The sequence below is a fragment of the Lentzea xerophila genome (genome assembly GCF_051094245.1).
Taxonomy (GTDB): Bacteria; Actinomycetota; Actinomycetes; order Mycobacteriales; family Pseudonocardiaceae; genus Lentzea; species Lentzea xerophila.
In genome coordinates, this window is the sequence record NZ_CP194934.1 from 7,982,276 (window position 1) to 7,998,214 (window position 15,939).

General features: G+C 68.8%; 16 protein-coding genes. 7 read left to right on the forward strand and 9 right to left on the reverse strand.

All coding sequences use genetic code 11. From position 1 onward, the window contains the following. The first annotated feature begins 185 nt into the window (after positions 1 to 185). Positions 186 to 1,544: a GGDEF domain-containing protein gene (locus tag ACRSBM_RS38220; RefSeq protein WP_434451591.1), complete on the forward strand. Its 1,359-nt coding sequence runs from the start codon at positions 186 to 188 to the stop codon at positions 1,542 to 1,544. Between the two features lie 6 nt (positions 1,545 to 1,550). On the opposite strand, the gene ACRSBM_RS38225 is transcribed toward ACRSBM_RS38220, so the two are convergent. From ACRSBM_RS38225 to ACRSBM_RS38255, 7 genes are all read right to left on the reverse strand, one after another. Beyond that, positions 1,551 to 2,366: a metal ABC transporter permease gene (locus ACRSBM_RS38225; RefSeq protein ID WP_434451593.1), complete on the reverse strand. Its 816-nt coding sequence runs from the start codon at positions 2,364 to 2,366 to the stop codon at positions 1,551 to 1,553. Next, a complete protein-coding gene (locus tag ACRSBM_RS38230) occupies positions 2,363 to 3,154 on the reverse strand; it encodes a metal ABC transporter ATP-binding protein (RefSeq protein WP_434451595.1) in 792 nt (263 codons plus the stop codon). Before ACRSBM_RS38230 ends, ACRSBM_RS38225 begins: the two co-directional genes overlap by 4 nt. Further along, positions 3,151 to 4,065 carry a metal ABC transporter solute-binding protein, Zn/Mn family gene (locus tag ACRSBM_RS38235; RefSeq protein ID WP_434451597.1) on the reverse strand — a complete coding sequence of 305 codons (915 nt, stop codon included), beginning with the start codon at positions 4,063 to 4,065 and terminating at the stop codon, positions 3,151 to 3,153. The genes ACRSBM_RS38230 and ACRSBM_RS38235 overlap by 4 nt, the downstream gene beginning before the upstream one ends. Positions 4,066 to 4,163: 98 nt before the next feature. Further along, positions 4,164 to 5,258: an ABC transporter ATP-binding protein gene (locus tag ACRSBM_RS38240; protein WP_434451599.1), complete on the reverse strand. Its 1,095-nt coding sequence runs from the start codon at positions 5,256 to 5,258 to the stop codon at positions 4,164 to 4,166. A gap of 114 nt (positions 5,259 to 5,372) precedes the next feature. Then, complete coding sequence (locus ACRSBM_RS38245) at positions 5,373 to 6,269, reverse strand: sugar ABC transporter permease (RefSeq protein WP_434451601.1); 897 nt, start codon at positions 6,267 to 6,269, stop codon at positions 5,373 to 5,375. Further along, positions 6,269 to 7,147 (reverse strand): carbohydrate ABC transporter permease, encoded by an 879-nt coding sequence (locus tag ACRSBM_RS38250; protein WP_434453389.1) that lies wholly within the window; start codon positions 7,145 to 7,147, stop codon positions 6,269 to 6,271. Before ACRSBM_RS38250 ends, ACRSBM_RS38245 begins: the two co-directional genes overlap by 1 nt. A gap of 96 nt (positions 7,148 to 7,243) precedes the next feature. After that, on the reverse strand, positions 7,244 to 8,503 hold the full coding sequence (locus tag ACRSBM_RS38255; RefSeq protein WP_434451602.1) for an extracellular solute-binding protein: 1,260 nt from the start codon (positions 8,501 to 8,503) through the stop codon (positions 7,244 to 7,246). 220 nt (positions 8,504 to 8,723) lie between these two features. Between ACRSBM_RS38255 and ACRSBM_RS38260 the strand changes: the two genes are divergently transcribed. Together ACRSBM_RS38260 and ACRSBM_RS38265 are read left to right on the forward strand one after the other, a co-directional pair. After that, positions 8,724 to 9,761 (forward strand): LacI family DNA-binding transcriptional regulator, encoded by a 1,038-nt coding sequence (locus tag ACRSBM_RS38260; protein ID WP_434451603.1) that lies wholly within the window; start codon positions 8,724 to 8,726, stop codon positions 9,759 to 9,761. 134 nt (positions 9,762 to 9,895) lie between these two features. Beyond that, positions 9,896 to 10,999, forward strand: coding sequence for a LacI family DNA-binding transcriptional regulator (locus ACRSBM_RS38265; RefSeq protein WP_434451604.1), 1,104 nt, complete (start codon positions 9,896 to 9,898; stop codon positions 10,997 to 10,999). On the opposite strand, the gene ACRSBM_RS38270 is transcribed toward ACRSBM_RS38265, so the two are convergent. Next, complete coding sequence (locus ACRSBM_RS38270; RefSeq protein ID WP_434451605.1) at positions 11,000 to 11,668, reverse strand: hypothetical protein; 669 nt, start codon at positions 11,666 to 11,668, stop codon at positions 11,000 to 11,002. Positions 11,669 to 11,821: 153 nt separating this feature from the next. Here ACRSBM_RS38270 and ACRSBM_RS38275 point away from each other — a divergent pair, with 153 nt between their 5' ends. The 3 genes from ACRSBM_RS38275 to ACRSBM_RS38285 are packed head-to-tail and all read left to right on the forward strand — an operon-like array spanning position 11,822 to position 13,770. Beyond that, on the forward strand, positions 11,822 to 12,334 hold the full coding sequence (locus tag ACRSBM_RS38275; RefSeq protein WP_434451606.1) for a beta-class carbonic anhydrase: 513 nt from the start codon (positions 11,822 to 11,824) through the stop codon (positions 12,332 to 12,334). 57 nt (positions 12,335 to 12,391) lie between these two features. Further along, entirely contained in the window at positions 12,392 to 13,261 is an 870-nt protein-coding gene (locus ACRSBM_RS38280; RefSeq protein WP_434451607.1) for an A/G-specific adenine glycosylase, read from the forward strand. Further along, positions 13,261 to 13,770 (forward strand): 2'-5' RNA ligase family protein, encoded by a 510-nt coding sequence (locus ACRSBM_RS38285; RefSeq protein ID WP_434451608.1) that lies wholly within the window; start codon positions 13,261 to 13,263, stop codon positions 13,768 to 13,770. The genes ACRSBM_RS38280 and ACRSBM_RS38285 overlap by 1 nt, the downstream gene beginning before the upstream one ends. Here the strand turns inward: ACRSBM_RS38285 and ACRSBM_RS38290 are convergent. After that, a complete protein-coding gene (locus ACRSBM_RS38290) occupies positions 13,719 to 14,465 on the reverse strand; it encodes an alpha/beta fold hydrolase (protein WP_434451609.1) in 747 nt (248 codons plus the stop codon). The genes ACRSBM_RS38285 and ACRSBM_RS38290 overlap by 52 nt on opposite strands. A gap of 16 nt (positions 14,466 to 14,481) precedes the next feature. On the opposite strand from ACRSBM_RS38290, the gene ACRSBM_RS38295 reads away from it, so the two are divergent. Continuing rightward, complete coding sequence (locus ACRSBM_RS38295; RefSeq protein ID WP_434451610.1) at positions 14,482 to 15,933, forward strand: M1 family metallopeptidase; 1,452 nt, start codon at positions 14,482 to 14,484, stop codon at positions 15,931 to 15,933. Positions 15,934 to 15,939: the final 6 nt, after the last annotated feature.

The following is a 15,939-nucleotide window of genomic DNA, read 5'->3' on the forward strand; positions in this document are numbered from 1 at the left end:
CGAGCAGCAGCGCGGTGGTCTACGACCTGGTCAGCGGCGGCTTTGCTCATGATGTGCCATGAGCGTAGGGGGTCGTGGTGAAGAACAGTTTGACTGATCGCAGGCGATCGCGGGCACTCGGCTTGACTCCGATTCGCAACTGGGACCTTTGGACGGTTGCGCCTAGTGCGATCGCGTACTTCTTCGTGCTCGAAGCGGCCGTCGCCGTCGCGTCCATTTGGCTGCTGACGAAGCTCACCGCCGTGTCCCCCACGGACTGGCTCCGCTTCGGCGCGCTCATCGCCGCGATCACGGTCCACCTGACCATCGTCCGCAGAGCCGAGGAAGCCCGCCGCAACGAGGCTTCCGGCCCTCACATCGACCTGACCTCGGTCTGGACCTTCGCCGCCGCCGTGGCACTACCCGGCGGCCTGGCTGTGATCGCCACGATCTGGATGCGCATCCTGATCCAGCCCATCGCCCGCCGCCAGCCGTACCGGTTCGTCTTCGGCACCGCCTCCATGCTCGCCTCGACGCTCCTGTCGTGGGCGCTGGTGCACCTGTCAGGCGTGTCACTCGCGGCGACCGGCAACGTCCCGACGGACCTCAGCCTGGTCCTCATCCTGGCCATCGCGGCGGTCGTCTACTGGTTCGTCCAGGTCATGACGGTCGCCGCCGCGTTCAAGATCGTGACCCCGAATTCAAAGGTCCTCGACTTCCTCGGCTCCAAAGTCGACAACATGCTCGAGATGAGCACGCTCGGCGCCGGGGCCATGCTCGGCATGCTCATGACGTCCCACTGGGTCGGCCCACTGCTGCTGGTCGTGCCGGTGATCCTCGTCAACGCCCTGCTCTCGCGCGCCGGCGAACGCCGCACCCACCTGGAACGCCTGCTGCGCGAACAGGAACAGCTGCACCAACGGCTGGCCGCGGACGCCCACACCGACTACCGGACGGGCCTGCTCAACACCAACGGCCTGGCCGAGTACGCGGGCCGCCTGGCCGAACGCTGCCGCATGGACGGCGAACCGATGACCGTCCTCGTCATCGACCTCGACCACTTCAAGCGCATCAACGACACCTGGGGCCACCCGGCGGGCAACGCCGTCCTGGCCGAGGTGGGCCGGATCCTCCGCGAGAAGCTCCGCCCCGGCGACGTGGCGGGCCGCGACGGCGGCGAGGAGTTCGTGGTGGCCCTGAAGGACACCCCGGTGGCCCAGGGCGTGACCATCGCCGAACGCATCCGCGAGGCCATCGGCTCGCTGGCCGTCCCGACCACCGACAAGCACCGCAACGTGGTCACCCTCTACGGCCGCGAGATCCAGCCCCCGGAACCGGAAGGCGCGGCGCTGCAGGCGATCTCCGCCTCCATCGGCGTGGCGGTGATCCCCGACAACGGCCCCGACATCGCCACCGCACAACACTCGGCGGACGCGGCGCTCTACAAGGCCAAGGAGAACGGCCGCAACCAGGTTCGCGTCGCCGGCCTCGACATCCCGCCGCGCCTGATGCCGGCCCCGCGCCAGGACGACGTGACGAAGCCGATCACGTCCCGCACTGCCTGACAGCCCTCAGGCGGCCCGGGCTCGCACCGCGCCGATCCCCCGGCACACCAGGTAGATCACGAAACTGACCGCGGTGACCAGCGCGGAGACCGGCAGTCCCGGCTGCAGCGACAACAGGATGCCCCCGACCGCCGCCACCTCCGCGAAGACCACGGACAACACGGTCGCGCGCAACGGAGAAGCCGTGACCCGCATGGCGGCCGCCGCCGGCGTGATCATCAGCGCCAGCACCAGCAGAGCCCCGACGACCTGCACCGACAGCGCGGTGGCCACCCCGATCAGCACCGCGAACACGATCGACAGCGTGCGCACCGGAACCCCGCGCGACACGGCCACGTCAGGGTCCACCGAAGCGAAGAACAACGGCCGGTAGATCAACGCCAGCACGGCCAGCACGGCGATCGACGAGATCACCAGCAGGTCCAGGTCGGTGGAGTCGACGCCCACGATCTGCCCGGTCAGCAGCCCGAACTTGTTGGCGGCCCTGCCCTTGTAGAGCGCCAGCATGAGAATCCCCATGCCGAGCCCGAACGCCAGGATCGCCCCGATCACCGAGTCGCGGTCGTTCTCCCGCCGCGACAGCACCCCGAGCAGCACCGCGGCGATGATCGACCCGGCCAGCGCGCCGTACCCGATCCCGATGCCGAGCAGCAACGCCGCCGCGCCACCGGTGAACGCGAGCTCGCTCGTGCCGTGCACGGCGAACGCCATCTTGCGGGTGACGATGAACGGGCCGAGCACGCCGGCGACGAGGCCCAGCACGGCGGCCGCGATCAATGCGGTCTGCACGAACTCGAGCTCGAGCAGGTCGAAGATCGTCACGACGCGGCCTCCGCCGTCAGGTGGTGCGTCTGCTCCTCGCAGGCTCCGGCGCCGACGACCAGGATCTGGTCGCGGACGCGGACCACCTCGACCGGCGTGCGGTACAGCTCGGACAGCGTCCGGGAGTTCATGACCTCTTCCGGCGTCCCGATCCGGAACCGCCCGCCCACCAGGTACAGCACCCGGTCGACCAGGGGCAGCACCGGGTTCAGCTCGTGCGTCACGAAGAGGACCGCGGTGTCTGACTCACGGCGCCGCTTGTCGATCAGCTCGGAGACCACCCGCTGGTTCGCGAGGTCCAGCGACAGCAACGGCTCGTCGCACAGCATCACGGTCGGGTCGCCGACCAGCGCCTGCGCGACCCGCAACCGTTGCTGCTCGCCACCGGACAGCAGGCCGATCGGCGAGTCCGCGTACCGCTCGGCGCCGACGGACGAGATCGCGGCGTCGACGCGGATGCGGCGCTCACGGCGGTTGCGCAGGCCGAGCCCCCACCGGTGGCCGTCCAGCCCCAGACCGACGAGGTCGCGGCCGCGCAACGTCATGGACTGGTCGAGCGCTCGCTGCTGCGGGATGTAGCCGATGGCCTTGTTGCCGCCGGCGACCGAGACCGTGCCGGAGGACAACGGCTGCAAGCCGAGCAGCACGCGCATCAGACTGGTCTTGCCGGAGCCGTTCGGGCCGAGCACCGCGAGGAACTCACCGGACTCGACGTCGAGGTCGAGGCCGTCCCACAGCACCCTGTTCCCGTAGGACAGCCGGGCCCCGCGCAGCGAGATCGCGGTCATGCCTTGAGCGCCAGCGACAGCGCGTCCACCTGCTTGCTCATCCAGTCAAGGTAGCTGGTCACACCCTCGGGCAACGTCTCGGTGACCGCGACGACCTGGACGCCCGCCGTCTTGGCCTTCTCGACGACCTGCTTCGTGACCTGGTTCTCGGTCTGGGTGTTCTCCAGCAGCACGGTGATCTGCTTGCCGTCGACCAACTGGTTCATCTCCGCGAGCGCGGCGGCCGGCACGTCCGACTCCTCCTCGATCGCCTCGCTGAACGCCTCGGGCGTCACGTCCTCGGCGCCGGTCTCGTCGAGCAGGTAGTGCGCGATGGGCTCGGTCGCGGCGACCTTCTTGCCCGTGCCGATGCCCTCGACCTTCTTCTCCAGCTCCTCGAGCTTGGCGGAGAAGTCGGCGGTGTTGCTCTCGAACGTGGTCTTCTTGTCCGGCGCGAGGGCACCCAGCTCGTTCGCGGCCGCCTCGGCCACCGCGCGCACGGTGTGCAGGTCGTACCAGACGTGCTCGTTCACGCTGTGGTCGTGACCGTCGGCATCGGGCGCCGCACTGGTCTCCCCGGCGTGGTCGTGCTCGCGCAGCGGGAACGCCTCGATCTTCTTGGTGGCGTCGCTGGTGATCAGCTTCGCGAAGAAGTCGTCGTAGCCGCCGCCGTTGAACACGACGAGCTTGGCGTCCTTGACCAGCGCGGCGTCCGCGGGCTTGCTCTCGTAGGAGTGCGGGTCGGCCGACGGGTCGTCCAGCAGCGCCTTGACCTCGACCGCGTCGCCGCCGACGGCCTTGACGACGCTGCCCCAGACGTTCGTCGAGGCCACGACCTGGATCTTGCCGTTGTCGGCGGACAGTGTGGTCGTGCCACAGGCGGCCAGGCTCACGACGGCGAGAGTGCCGACCAAAGCGTTGCGGAGAGTCATCACGCCGTCCCTCGATCAGGTAATGGAAACCGTTGTCGAGTTCAGTTTACGACACGAAAAAGCCCCCGACGGTCACGCCGGGGGCTTTTCGAAGTGACTCACGCCTCCAGGCGCTCGCCCGACTCGGGGTGGAACAGGTGGATCTCGGTGGTGTCGCGGACGGCCACCTTGACGTGCTGGCCCAGGGTCGGCGGCGTGCGACCGTCGACGCGGACGACGAAGCGCTGCGACGCGTCGCCGATCTTCACCGCACCGTGCACGAGCGCGTCTGCGCCGAGCTCCTCGACCAGCTCGACCGTCATGTCCATGCCCTCCTCGCTCGACGGCACGATGCCGAGCGCCTCGGGCCGGATGCCGAAGGTGACCTCGTCCAGACCACCGGCGGCGTCGAGCGCGGAACGGGTCAGCGGCACGATGATGCCGTCGAGTTTCGCGCCCTCCGACGTGATCGGCACGGTCTTGAGGTTCATGGCCGGCGAGCCGATGAAGCCGGCGACGAACGCGTTGGCCGGGCGGTCGTACAGCGCGCGAGGCGTGTCGCACTGCTGCAGCAGGCCGTCCTTGAGCACCGCCACGCGGTGGCCCATCGTCATGGCCTCGACCTGGTCGTGCGTCACGTAGATCGTGGTGGTGCCGAGGCGCTGCTGGAGGGCGGCGATGTTCGCGCGGGTCTCGACGCGCAGCTTGGCATCCAGGTTGGACAGCGGCTCGTCCATGAGGAACACGGAGGGCTCACGCACGATCGCGCGGCCCATGGCGACACGCTGACGCTGACCACCGGAGAGCGCCTTCGGCTTGCGCTCCAGGTACTTGGTGAGGTCGAGCATCTTGGCGGCCTCTTCGACCTTCGCCTTGATCTCGGTCTTCGCCACACCGCGCAACTTGAGCGCGAAGCCCATGTTCTCCGCGACCGTCATGTGCGGGTAGAGCGCGTACGACTGGAACACCATCGCGATGTCCCGGCCCTTCGGCGGCACGTTCGTGACGTCCTTGCCACCGATGTGGATGGCGCCCTCGTCGACGTCCTCCAGACCCGCGAGCATGCGCAGCGCCGTCGACTTGCCGGAACCGGACGGGCCGACCAGCACCAGGAACTCGCCGTCGCTCACCTCGAGGGAGAGCTCGTCGACCGCCCGCACCGGCGGGTTGCCGGAGAAGATCCGCGACGCCTTGACGTAGGACACCTCTGCCATGTGACGCACCTTTCACCGCTTGTCTGGGCGCGACGTTATGCATTGCAAGCGCTTACGGGAACAGACGTAAGCGCTTACGTTCCGCCGTGCGGCAACGTAAGCGCTTACGTCCTCTCAGCCCTTGACGGCGCCGGACGCGAGGCCCTGCACCAGGAAGCGCTGCACCAGGTAGAACACGACGATCGCGGGGATCGCGACCAGAATGGACGCCGCCGCGAGGTGCCCCCACTCGGTCCTGTTCTGCTGCACGAACACCTGCAGGCCGACCGCCAGCGTCTTCGACTCGTCCGCCGCCGACAGGAAGGCGGACGCGAACGCCACCTCGCCCCAGGCCGTGAGGAACGCGTAGAACGAGGTGACCGCGAGACCCGGCTTGGCCAGCGGCATGATCAGCCGCCAGAACACGCCGAACGGCGACAGGCCGTCCACGCGACCGGCCTCGTCGATGTCGGCCGGCACCGTGTCGAAGTAACCCTTCAACATGTAGGTGCAGAACGGAACCGCGGTCGTGCAGTAGACGAGCACGAGACCGATGGAGGTGCCGTTCAGGCCGAGGGCGATCAGGATGTTGTACAGCGGCACGATGAGCACCGCGAACGGGAACATCTGCACCAGCAGGAACGACATCATCAGCCCGCGCTTGCCGGGGAACCGGAACCGCGAGGCCGCGTACCCGGCCGTGGCCGAGATGAACACGCCGATGACGGTCGTCATCAGCGCGATCACCACTGAGTTGCCGAACCAGGCCAGGAAGTCGCCCTTCTCGCCGGCCAGCACGCGGGTGTAGTTGTCCAAAGAGGACTCGTTGAACAGCTTCGGGGTCGGCTCGACCGCGCGGGCGTCCGGCTTCAGCGACGTGACGAACACCCAGAAGACCGGGAACACCGCGACGATCGACGCGACGATCAGCGTGGCGTGCAGGGCGACGGAGGCACCCTTGGACCGGTCGGACCTGCGCAGCCGGTTGCCGCCGGCCTGAACGACCTTGAGAGACGAAGCGTCGAGCGTCATCACCACACCTCGCCCTGCTTGCGCAGCGCCCGCCGGTAGATCGTGGCGAACACCAACAACACCGAAAGGATCAGCACGCCGTAGGTCGACGCGATGGCGTAGTCGCGGGACGCGCCGGAGAAGAACCGCTCGAACGCGTAGGTGACCAGGATGCGGGCGTTCGGGTTCGGTCCGGCGATCAGGTAGATCACCGGGAACATGTTGAACGTCCAGATGATGCCCAGCAGGACCACCGTCGACGACACGGAACGCAGGCCCGGCAACGTGACGTGCCGGAACCGCTGCCACGGCGTGGCACCGTCCATTTCGGCCGCTTCGTAGAGGTCGCCGGGAATCGACTGCAGGCCACCGAGAAGCGCCACCATCATGAACGGCACGCCGAGCCAGACGTTCACGATGATCACCGACACCAGCGCCCAGTCGGACTGGCCGAGCCACACGGGGTCCGGCAGGCCGACCGAGCGCAGGAGCTGGTTGATGATCCCGTACTGCGCGTTGAACATGTACTTCCACGCGAACGCGCTGATGAACGCGGGCACGGCCCACGGCAGGATCAGCAGCACGCGGTAGAACGAGCGGCCGCGCACCTGGCGGTTGAGCAGCATCGCCAGGCCGAGACCGATGGTGTAGTGGAAGAACACGCACGAGAACGTCCAGATCAGCGTGCGGACCAGCGTGCCCCAGAACGCGCCGTACGACTCGCCGCCGGACAGCACGTTGAGGTAGTTCTTGAAGCCCACCACGTCGTAGGTGGCCGGCCGATCGAGGATCGGGTTGGCGATGTTGCCTTCGTTGATGTTCGTGAAGGTGAAGAACACGCCCTGGGCGAGCGGGTAGAGCACCAACACCGCGATGACCACCACGACCGGCAGCACCATCGCATACGCGTACCAGTACCGGTCCAGGAACCGACGCACCGAGATCTCCCCTCAGGCGAACGGCCGGAGCACGAAGCTCCGGCCGTTCAACAACAATCAGCCGATGGAGTACTCGGGAACGACCTTGTCCTTGTACGCCTTGGCCACGTCGTCGAGCGCGGTCTTGGCGTCCTTCTTACCGGCGAGGAAGTCGGCGTAACCGATCTTCAGCGGGTCGAACAGCTCGCCGCCCTCCGGGATCCACGGGCGCTCGTGCGCGACCTTGGTGACCGGCTCGAACGCGGCGACGACGGCGTTGGCCTTGACGTCGGCGTTCTGGTAAGCCGACTTGCGGGTCGGCAGCAGGCCCAGGTCCTTCGCGATGGCGGCCTGCGAGTCGGCCGACGCCATGCACTCGATGAACTTGATCGACGACTGCTTCGCCTTGGTGCCCTGGCGGATCACGTAGTCGTGGCCACCGACCGGCGCGCTGCCCTTGCCCGCGGCCGGGCCCGGAACCGGCGCGATGCCGAGGTTCGCCGGGTCGCTGAACGCGGCACCCTTGAGGTAGTCGGCGACGGCCCACGGACCGTTGACGACCATGGCGGCCTCACCGGACGAGAACGCGGCCTGCATGTTCGAGTAGGAGTTCGTCGCGTCGAGCGCCGTGGTCGCGGCCTTGGCGTCGAGCAGGCCCTTGGCGGTCTCCAGCGCCTTCACGTTCTGCTCGGAGTTCACGACGATCTTCTTGGCGGACGCGTCGACCAGGTCGCCGCCCTCGCCGTAGATGAACGGCAGCGCGTAGTACGCGTCGTTGTTGAGGAAGAACGTCTTCTCGCCACCCAGCTTGGCGGCGGCGGCCTTCAGCTCGTCCCACGTCTTCGGCGGCTCGACACCGGCGTCGGCGAGCTTCTTTCTGTTGTAGAGCAACGCGAGCGAGTCGGTCACCTGCGGCACCGCGTAGGTCTTGCCCTCGTACTTCGTGGAGCCGAGCGGGGCCTCCAGGAAGTCGGAGGTGTCCTTCGCGAGGTCGGTGTCGGACAGGTCGGCGATGTAGCTCAGCTTCGCGAGCTGCGGCACCCACGCGACCTCGGCACGGAAGACGTCGGGGCCCTGACCACCCTGAGCGGCGGTCTTGTAGTTGTTCAGCGCGCCGTCGAACGCCTGCGTCTCGACCTTGACCTGGTAGCCGCCCTTGGTGGCGCAGTCCTCGGCGATCTTCTTGAACACCGGGCTCTCGTTGGGGCCACTGGTGTCCCAGAAGGTCACCTCGCCCGAGTCGGATCCGCTGTTGCCGCTCGATCCGCCGCTTCCGCACGCGGTGAGCACGAGGGCGACACCCGTCGCCATGGCGGTCACGAGGGTTGTCCGTCGCATCGTTGCTGCCGTTCCCTCCAGCTGGCCCCATCTCCCAGTGAGATGAGGGGTATTGCAAGTTTTTGCGAGAATGTTGCGGGCGATTTCACTACCCGAACCATGGTCAGGTCAAGACATCGACCGTAACCAAGCCGTAACGGCCCTGTCTTGCAAACCCGCGTTGCAAAATTTTTCTGAACGCGGCAGGCTTGCCCGCAACCAAGCTGAGCAGGGAGGCAACGTGTCCGGACTGTCCGAGATCGCCAGGGCAGCCGGGGTGAGCATCTCGACGGTGAGCCGCGTGCTGAACCGGCGGGCCGGCGTCAACGAGGAGACCCGGCAGCGGGTGCTGTCGGTGCTCGCGGAGATGCCCTACACCCCGCGCGGACTCGGTGCGTTGCAACGCACCGGCGTGATCGGCCTGCTCGTGCCGGAGCTCTCGAACCCGGTCTTCCCGGCGTTCGCCGAGGCCCTGGAGACGCGGGCCGCACGCCTCGGCTACTCCTCGCTGCTGTGCAACACCCGCAGCGGCGCCCCGATGGGCGAGGAGGAGTACGTCCGGATGCTCCTGGCCCGCGGGGTCGAGGGCATGGTGTTCGTGTCACCGGAGATCACCAACGTCGAGGTACCGCTCGGCCAGGCGCCGCGCCCGAGCTACTACGCGAAGCTCGTGGCGGACGGCGTCCACATGGTCTTCCTCAACGGCGCCACGCCCGCGCTGGACGTGCCCGACGTGACGGTGGACGAGCAGCTCGCGGGTTACATGGCCACCAAACACCTGATCGAACTGGGCCACGAGCGGATCGGGTTCGTCTCGGGTCCGGCGCGGTCGCTGCCGTCGCGGCTGAAGCGCGCCGGCTGGGCCGCCGCGCTGGAGGAGAACCACCTGCCGGCCGGGTCGGAGTACGTCTCGCACGCGTCGTTCAGCGCGGAGGGCGGCGGCCAGGCCCTGGCGCGGCTGCTCGACACGGTGACGCCGACGGCGGTGATCTGCTCGTCGGACCACATGGCGCTCGGCGCGATGCGCGAGGCACACCAACGGGGGATCTCGGTACCCGGCGACCTCTCGGTCGTCGGGTTCGACGACATCCCGCTGGCCGCCTACTCGTCGCCCGCTTTGACGACGCTCGCGCAGCCGATCGAGGAGATGGCGGCGGCCGCGATCGACGAGCTCGTGCTGCGCCTCGACCCGGATCGCCGCAGGCAGGGCACCGACAACTACACCCGTGTCTTCCGCCCGCGGCTCGTCGTGAGGGAGTCGTCCGCGCCTCCGAAGTGAGACGACCGGCTCCCAAATTTGGTCTGGACCAAATTCTGAACAAGGCAGATGGGTCAACCAGGGCGGATGCGTCATTGGAGGGACGCCGGTCACCCTGACTTCACGAATTGGTTCTGAACCGTTACGGTCCTTTCATGGCGCGGTCGATGCATGTGCGACGTCCGGCGACGCTGGCCTCTCTGGCCGCTGAGCTGGGCGTTTCCCGGACAACGGTGTCCAACGCGTACAACCGGCCCGACCAGCTCTCGCCCGAGCTGCGTCGGCGGGTGTTGGACACGGCCCGAAGGCTGGGTTATCCCGGCCCGGATCCTGTGGCGCGTTCGTTGCGCACACGCAAGGCCGGGGCGGTGGGACTGTTGCTCACCGAGAACCTCTCCTACGCGTTCCGCGACCCGGCCGCGATCGGGTTCCTGGAGGGCCTCGCGCTGGCGTGCGAGGACGCGGGAACCGGTCTGCTGCTGGTCCCCGCCAACCCCGAACGCGAGGACGTCGCGTCCGTCCACCGGGCCGGCGTCGACGGCTTCGTCGTCTACTCGGTCCCGGACGACGACCCGCACCTCGCCGCCGTACTGGAGCGCCCGGTGCCCACCGTCGTCTGCGACCAGCCGGACCTCGGCACCGTGGACCGCGTCGGCATCGACGACCGTGCCGCGATGTACGAGCTCGCGCGGCACCTGATCGGGCTGGGCCACCGCCGCATCGGCGTCGTGTGCATGCGTCTCGCGCGTGACCGCAACGACGGCTTCGTGACGCCGGACCGGCAGCACGCCGCGCACTTCCACGTGCAGCGCAACCGCCTGTCCGGCCTCGCCGAGGCGTTCAGCGAGGCCGGCGTCGACTGGTCGCTGGTGCCCGTGGCCGAGCGCTTCGACCACAACATGGCCTCCGGTGCGTCCGGTGCGGCCCAGGTCCTGGACCGCGACCCCCAGATCACCGCGCTGATCTGCACCTCGGACGTGCTGGCGCTGGGCGCCCTGACCGAGGCCGCCCGCCGTGGGCTGCGGGTGCCGCACGACATCACGGTCACCGGGTTCGACGGCATCCGCGCCGGCGAGGAGGCCGGGCTCACCACGGTCCGCCAGCCGGTGCTGGAGAAGGGCCGGGCGGCGGGCAAGCTGCTGCTCGACGCGAGCGAGCGCACCCGGCCGCGGTCGGTCAACCTCGCGACCGAGCTGATCATCGGCAAGACGTCGGGGCCGCCGCGCGGTGGTGCCGAGGAGCGCTGGTTCGGTCCGTGATCAGCGTTCCAGCCTGAACACCACGGGTGAGCTGGCCTTCCCGGCCAGCTTCCCCACCAGCAGGTAGTCGCCGGGCCCGAGCCGGGCGTGCTTGCCGCACCCCGGCTCCGAGGTGGAGCCCGCCCACTTAGCGCGGTAGGTGAAGATCTCCTTCGGCTGCATCACGCGCACCTCGTTGCCCGCCGTCGCGAGGCAGTGGTTGCTCGACCAGAGCAGCGTCGCGCCGTCCGCGGTCAGCACCGTGACCTCGCGGTGCTGGCGCCCGATGTCCTTGATGCACGGCACCGGACCGTTGTTGGCGACCTCCATGGACAGTTCCGGCTGGTCACCGACGGTGTAGAAGGGCTTGTTGGTCTTCACCACGACCCCGATCACGTCGTCCGGGCAGGCCTGCGGCGGTCCGGGAGGCGGGGGCGGCGGCGCGGTCTCGGTCGGCGAGGGTGGCGGTGTGGACTCCGACGAGGCGGCCGCCGGGCTCTCGGACATGCTGGGCGGAGGGTTCGAGGACGACGCCGCGGCCGCGTTCGTCGGCTGGGCGGTCTCGTCGTTCGAGGAGACCATCCCGACGATCCAGATCACGAGCAGGAGTGTGACCAGCGCCGCCCCGATCGCGGCGAGGCGACGGCGCCAGTACACCGTGGACGGCAGCGGACCTGTGGGCTCGATCACGGCCCGAACGTAGCCCGGCCTGCTCGGATCCAGCGTTAGGCGAGCATCGCTCGATCCGGTGAACGTGATATTGGGCGAAACCCCTTGTGAACGTGCGCTAACTCCGGTTCCAATCGATGCGGGGTCCACCGGTAGGCCATGGAGGTGTGTCGCATGACCGCGATCGACGAGCTGCTCAAGCGGAACTACGAGCTCGGGAACGTGGTTCCGGGAGACCGTTCGTCCCCGAAGCCGTCCCTGCAGGTGGCAATCCTGACCTGCATGGACTCGCGCATCCGGGTGTTCGAGATCTTCGGCTTGAAGCAGGGCGAGGCGCACGTGCTGCGCAACGCGGGCGGGGTCGTCACCGACGACGCCATCCGGTCGCTCGCGCTGAGCCAGCGCAAGCTCGGCACGCGCGAGGTGCTGCTCGTGCACCACACCAACTGCGGCCTCGAGATGGTGACCGAGGACGACTTCAAGGACGAGCTGGAAGCCGACACCGGCCTGCGCCCGACGTGGGCCGTCGAGGCGTTCAAGGACGTCGAGCAGAGCGTGCGCGGGTCGATGGCGCGGCTGCGCCGCAGCCCGTTCATCCCGCACACCGACAAGATCCGCGGCTTCGTCTACGACGTGCACACCGGTGAACTGCGCGAGGTCGACGCGGCCAACTCAGCCGCCGCTTGAACTTCTTCGTGAGGGCCCCCTTCGGGGGGCCTTTTCGTTGCGCGACAATGGCGGGCGATGAATCACGAGTTGCTGCTGGGCTGGTGGGACACCGCCGCCCGCGACCTGCCGTGGCGCCGTCCCGACTGCACCGCCTGGGGTGTGCTGGTCAGCGAGATCATGCTGCAGCAGACGCCGGTCTCCCGCGTCGAGCCGATCTGGCACGAGTGGCTGGCGAAGTGGCCGGTGCCGTCCGCGATGGCCGCCGCCTCGCAGGGTGAGGTGCTGCGCATGTGGGGCAAGCTCGGCTACCCCCGGCGTGCTCTGCGGCTGCACGAAGCCGCCACGGCCATCGCCCGCGACCACGGCGACGTGGTGCCGTCGGACATCGACACGCTGGAGTCGCTGCCCGGCATCGGCAGCTACACGGCCCGTGCGGTGGCCACGTTCGCGTACGGGCAGAAGTGCGCCGTCGTCGACACGAACGTCCGACGCGTCGTCGCGCGCGCTGTGCACGGTGCCGGTGACGCCGGGCCGCCGTCGACCAAGCGCGACCTGCGTGACGTCGAGGCGATCCTGCCCTCGTCGCAGGAGGACGCCGCGGTGTTCTCTGCGGCGTTGATGGAGCTCGGGGCGTTGATCTGCACGGCGAAGAACCAGAAGTGCGCGGACTGCCCGTTGTTCGCCGAGTGCGCGTGGCAGGTGGCCGGCCGGCCGGCCTACGCGGGGCCGCTGAAGAAGGTGCAGCAGTTCGCGGGCACCGACCGCCAGGTGCGGGGCAAGCTGCTGGACGTGCTGCGGGGTGCTCCCGGACCGGTGCCCAAGGTCCAGCTCGACGTGGTCTGGAACGACGTGACGCAGCGCGAGAAGTGCCTGGTCTCGTTGCTCGACGACGGCCTGGTCGAGCAGACGCGGGACGGCCTGTTCGCGCTACCGGGAGAGCACTGATGCACGCGCTGGTGGCGTTCTTCGACGACGAGGCGGACGCGAGGATCCGCGACCTGCGGCGGCGTATCGGCGCGAAGCACGAGTACCCGCCGCATCTCACCTACGCGGTCGCGAGCACCATCGGTCCCAAGGTCCGCAAGGAGCTGCGCGAGGACCTGGAACGACTGTGGATGCCGGACCTCTACCTGCACTCGCTCAGCACGTTCTCGTCGGCCGACAACGTGCTGATGCTCTCCGCCGTGGTCGACGCGGAACTGCTGGCCGTGCACTCGGCGATCCACGACGTGCTGGCGAGCAAGGTGAAGAACCCGAGCGCCTACTACCTGCCCGGCAACTGGGTACCGCACTGCACGCTGGTGCAGGGCGTCGACGACGAGGCGGTGAAGGCCGCGTTCGCCAAGGTCTTCCCGGTGGAGCCGATCCGCGCGAAGGTCCGCGAGGTGTCGATCGTCGACACTCAGACCGGCGAGATCGACGTGCTCAAGAAGGCCTCCACCGCGCCCCGGTAGACCCACGGCGCACTGGCGTGCACGACGTGGCCTGCCTCCTCGACGTAGAGGTACTGGCCCTGAGAACGCCGTGCCGCCTCCACCATCTGCCCTGGTAGCTGGCCACCCCTGCCGGCCTCGATGACCAGCGACGGACATCGCACGGCGTCGATGAAGTCCCAGTAGGCGCGCGTGCCCCAGTGCGCGGCGATCTCGTACAGGTCGTCCAGCGAGGCGATCAGGTGCCAGCCGTCCGCACGCTCCTCGAAGTACTCGGCGAACACCGGCGCGCCGAAGTACGAGGTCACGTGCGCCGGCGACTGGAACGGCACCGGCCAGGCGTCGAAGAGCCACTTCCACTCGTCGATCGTGCGGCCGGAGTTGTCCGGGGCGAAGTCCTCGACCACAATCGCCCGCACCAGGTCCGGACGGGTCGCCGCGAGACACCACGCGTGCAGCCCGCCCATGGAGTGCCCGATCACCACGGCGGGCCCGAGGTCGAGCTCCTCGATGGCGGTGGCCGCGTCGGCGACGAAGTCCTCGGTGCGGAACGGTCCCCGCCGCGGGTTGCGGCCGTGCCCGCGCTGGTCGATGCCGACGACACGACCGAACGGCCTGAGCCACTGCGCGACCGGCCACCAGGCGGTGGCCCTGCTCATCAGGCCGTGCAGGAGCAGCACGCCTTGTCCTGTTCCGCCGAACTCCACCACCGACACAGGGATGATTAAACGCATGAAGGCCCGCCCGTACCTGATCGCCCTGGTGTTGATCGTGCTCGTCGCAGGTCTGCTCGTCGTGTTCCGCACGCCGGGCGGCGACCGCGCGCAGCAACGCCAGGAGACGTCACCGGAAGCCGCTGTGGAGGCCGGTGCGGGCGCGGGCGACGCGTACTACCCGACGGACGGCAACAGCGGCTACGACGTCACGCTCTACGACCTCGCGATCAGCTACGACCCGGGGTCCAAGCGGCTCGACGGCGTCGCCTCCGTCACCGCGACCGCCGCGCAGGACCTGGCGCGCTTCAACCTCGACCTCGAAGGCCTGGACGTCAGCGAGGTGAAGGTGGGCGGGCAGCCCGCGAAGTTCGCGCAGGAGGGCGACCACGAACTCGTGATCACGCCGGCGTCCCCGCTCGCGAAGGGCCAGCCGTTCACCGCCGTCGTCACCTACGGCGGCCAGCCCACGACGATCGACGACGCGTCGCTCGGCCGCAGCGGCTGGCAGATCTCGTCCACCGGTGGCGCTTTCGCCGCAGGTCAACCGCACTCCGCGACGACGTGGTTCCCGGCCAACGACACCCCGCGCGACAAGGCGGCACTGAAGGTCGCGGCCCGCGTCCCCGACGGCTGGACGGCGATCTCCAACGGCCTCGAGGGCCCGGTGACGCGCGATGGTGGCTGGACGACGTTCACCTGGTCGGAGGAGACGCCGCTGGCGACCTACCTCGCCACCGTGGCCATCGACAAGTTCGAGGTCGTGCGTTCCACGCTGCCCGACGGCACGCCGGTGGTCGACGCCTACGCGCCCGGCACGTCCGGCTCCAAGAAGCCGGTGCAGGCGCAGGCGCCGGAGGTCCTCGCGTTCCTGGAGACGAAGTTCGGCCCGTACCCGCAGCGCGCCGCGGGCAGCATCTGGGTGGCCGACCAGATCGGGTTCTCGCTGGAGACCCAGACGCGGCCGGTCTACGCGGCGTGGGCCGACCTGGAGACGGTCGTGCACGAGAACGCCCACCAGTGGTTCGGCGACTCGGTCTCGATCGAGAACTGGGCCGACATCTGCCTGAACGAGTGCCTCGCCTCCTACGCGCAGTGGCTGTGGCTGGAGAAGGAGGGCACCGACCTCGACCAGCGCTACCGCGACAACGTCGAGCAACGGCGCGAGCGGGCGTCGTTCTGGGCGCCGAAGCTCTACGACATGGGCAAGGGCAACGAGTTCCGCGGCGTCTACGACAAGGGCCTGATGGGGATGCACGCGCTGCGCAAGCAGGTCGGCGACGACGTGTTCTTCGGGGCCCTGCGGTCGTGGGCGACCGAGCACCGCGACGGCAACGCGTCGTGGCCGGAGTTCGAGGAGCACTTCAAGAAGGCCTCCGGGCAGCCGCTGGACGGGTTCTTCCGGGCCTGGTTCCGCGAGTCGGGCATCCCGGAGGACCAGTACCTGCTGCCTGTCGGAGTGCGGCGCTAATCTGGG

Coding starts and splice junctions, on each gene's coding strand:
- ACRSBM_RS38230 (WP_434451595.1), bottom strand. CDS start 3,154: ATGACCGCGATCTCGCTGCGCGGGGCCCGGCTGTCCTACGGGAACAGG.
- ACRSBM_RS38275 (WP_434451606.1), top strand. CDS start 11,822: ATGACCGCGATCGACGAGCTGCTCAAGCGGAACTACGAGCTCGGGAAC.
- ACRSBM_RS38285 (WP_434451608.1), top strand. CDS start 13,261: ATGCACGCGCTGGTGGCGTTCTTCGACGACGAGGCGGACGCGAGGATC.
- ACRSBM_RS38235 (WP_434451597.1), bottom strand. CDS start 4,065: ATGACTCTCCGCAACGCTTTGGTCGGCACTCTCGCCGTCGTGAGCCTG.
- ACRSBM_RS38265 (WP_434451604.1), top strand. CDS start 9,896: ATGGCGCGGTCGATGCATGTGCGACGTCCGGCGACGCTGGCCTCTCTG.
- ACRSBM_RS38280 (WP_434451607.1), top strand. CDS start 12,392: ATGAATCACGAGTTGCTGCTGGGCTGGTGGGACACCGCCGCCCGCGAC.
- ACRSBM_RS38255 (WP_434451602.1), bottom strand. CDS start 8,503: ATGCGACGGACAACCCTCGTGACCGCCATGGCGACGGGTGTCGCCCTC.
- ACRSBM_RS38240 (WP_434451599.1), bottom strand. CDS start 5,258: ATGGCAGAGGTGTCCTACGTCAAGGCGTCGCGGATCTTCTCCGGCAAC.
- ACRSBM_RS38295 (WP_434451610.1), top strand. CDS start 14,482: ATGAAGGCCCGCCCGTACCTGATCGCCCTGGTGTTGATCGTGCTCGTC.
- ACRSBM_RS38250 (WP_434453389.1), bottom strand. CDS start 7,147: ATGGTGCTGCCGGTCGTGGTGGTCATCGCGGTGTTGGTGCTCTACCCG.
- ACRSBM_RS38245 (WP_434451601.1), bottom strand. CDS start 6,269: ATGACGCTCGACGCTTCGTCTCTCAAGGTCGTTCAGGCCGGCGGCAAC.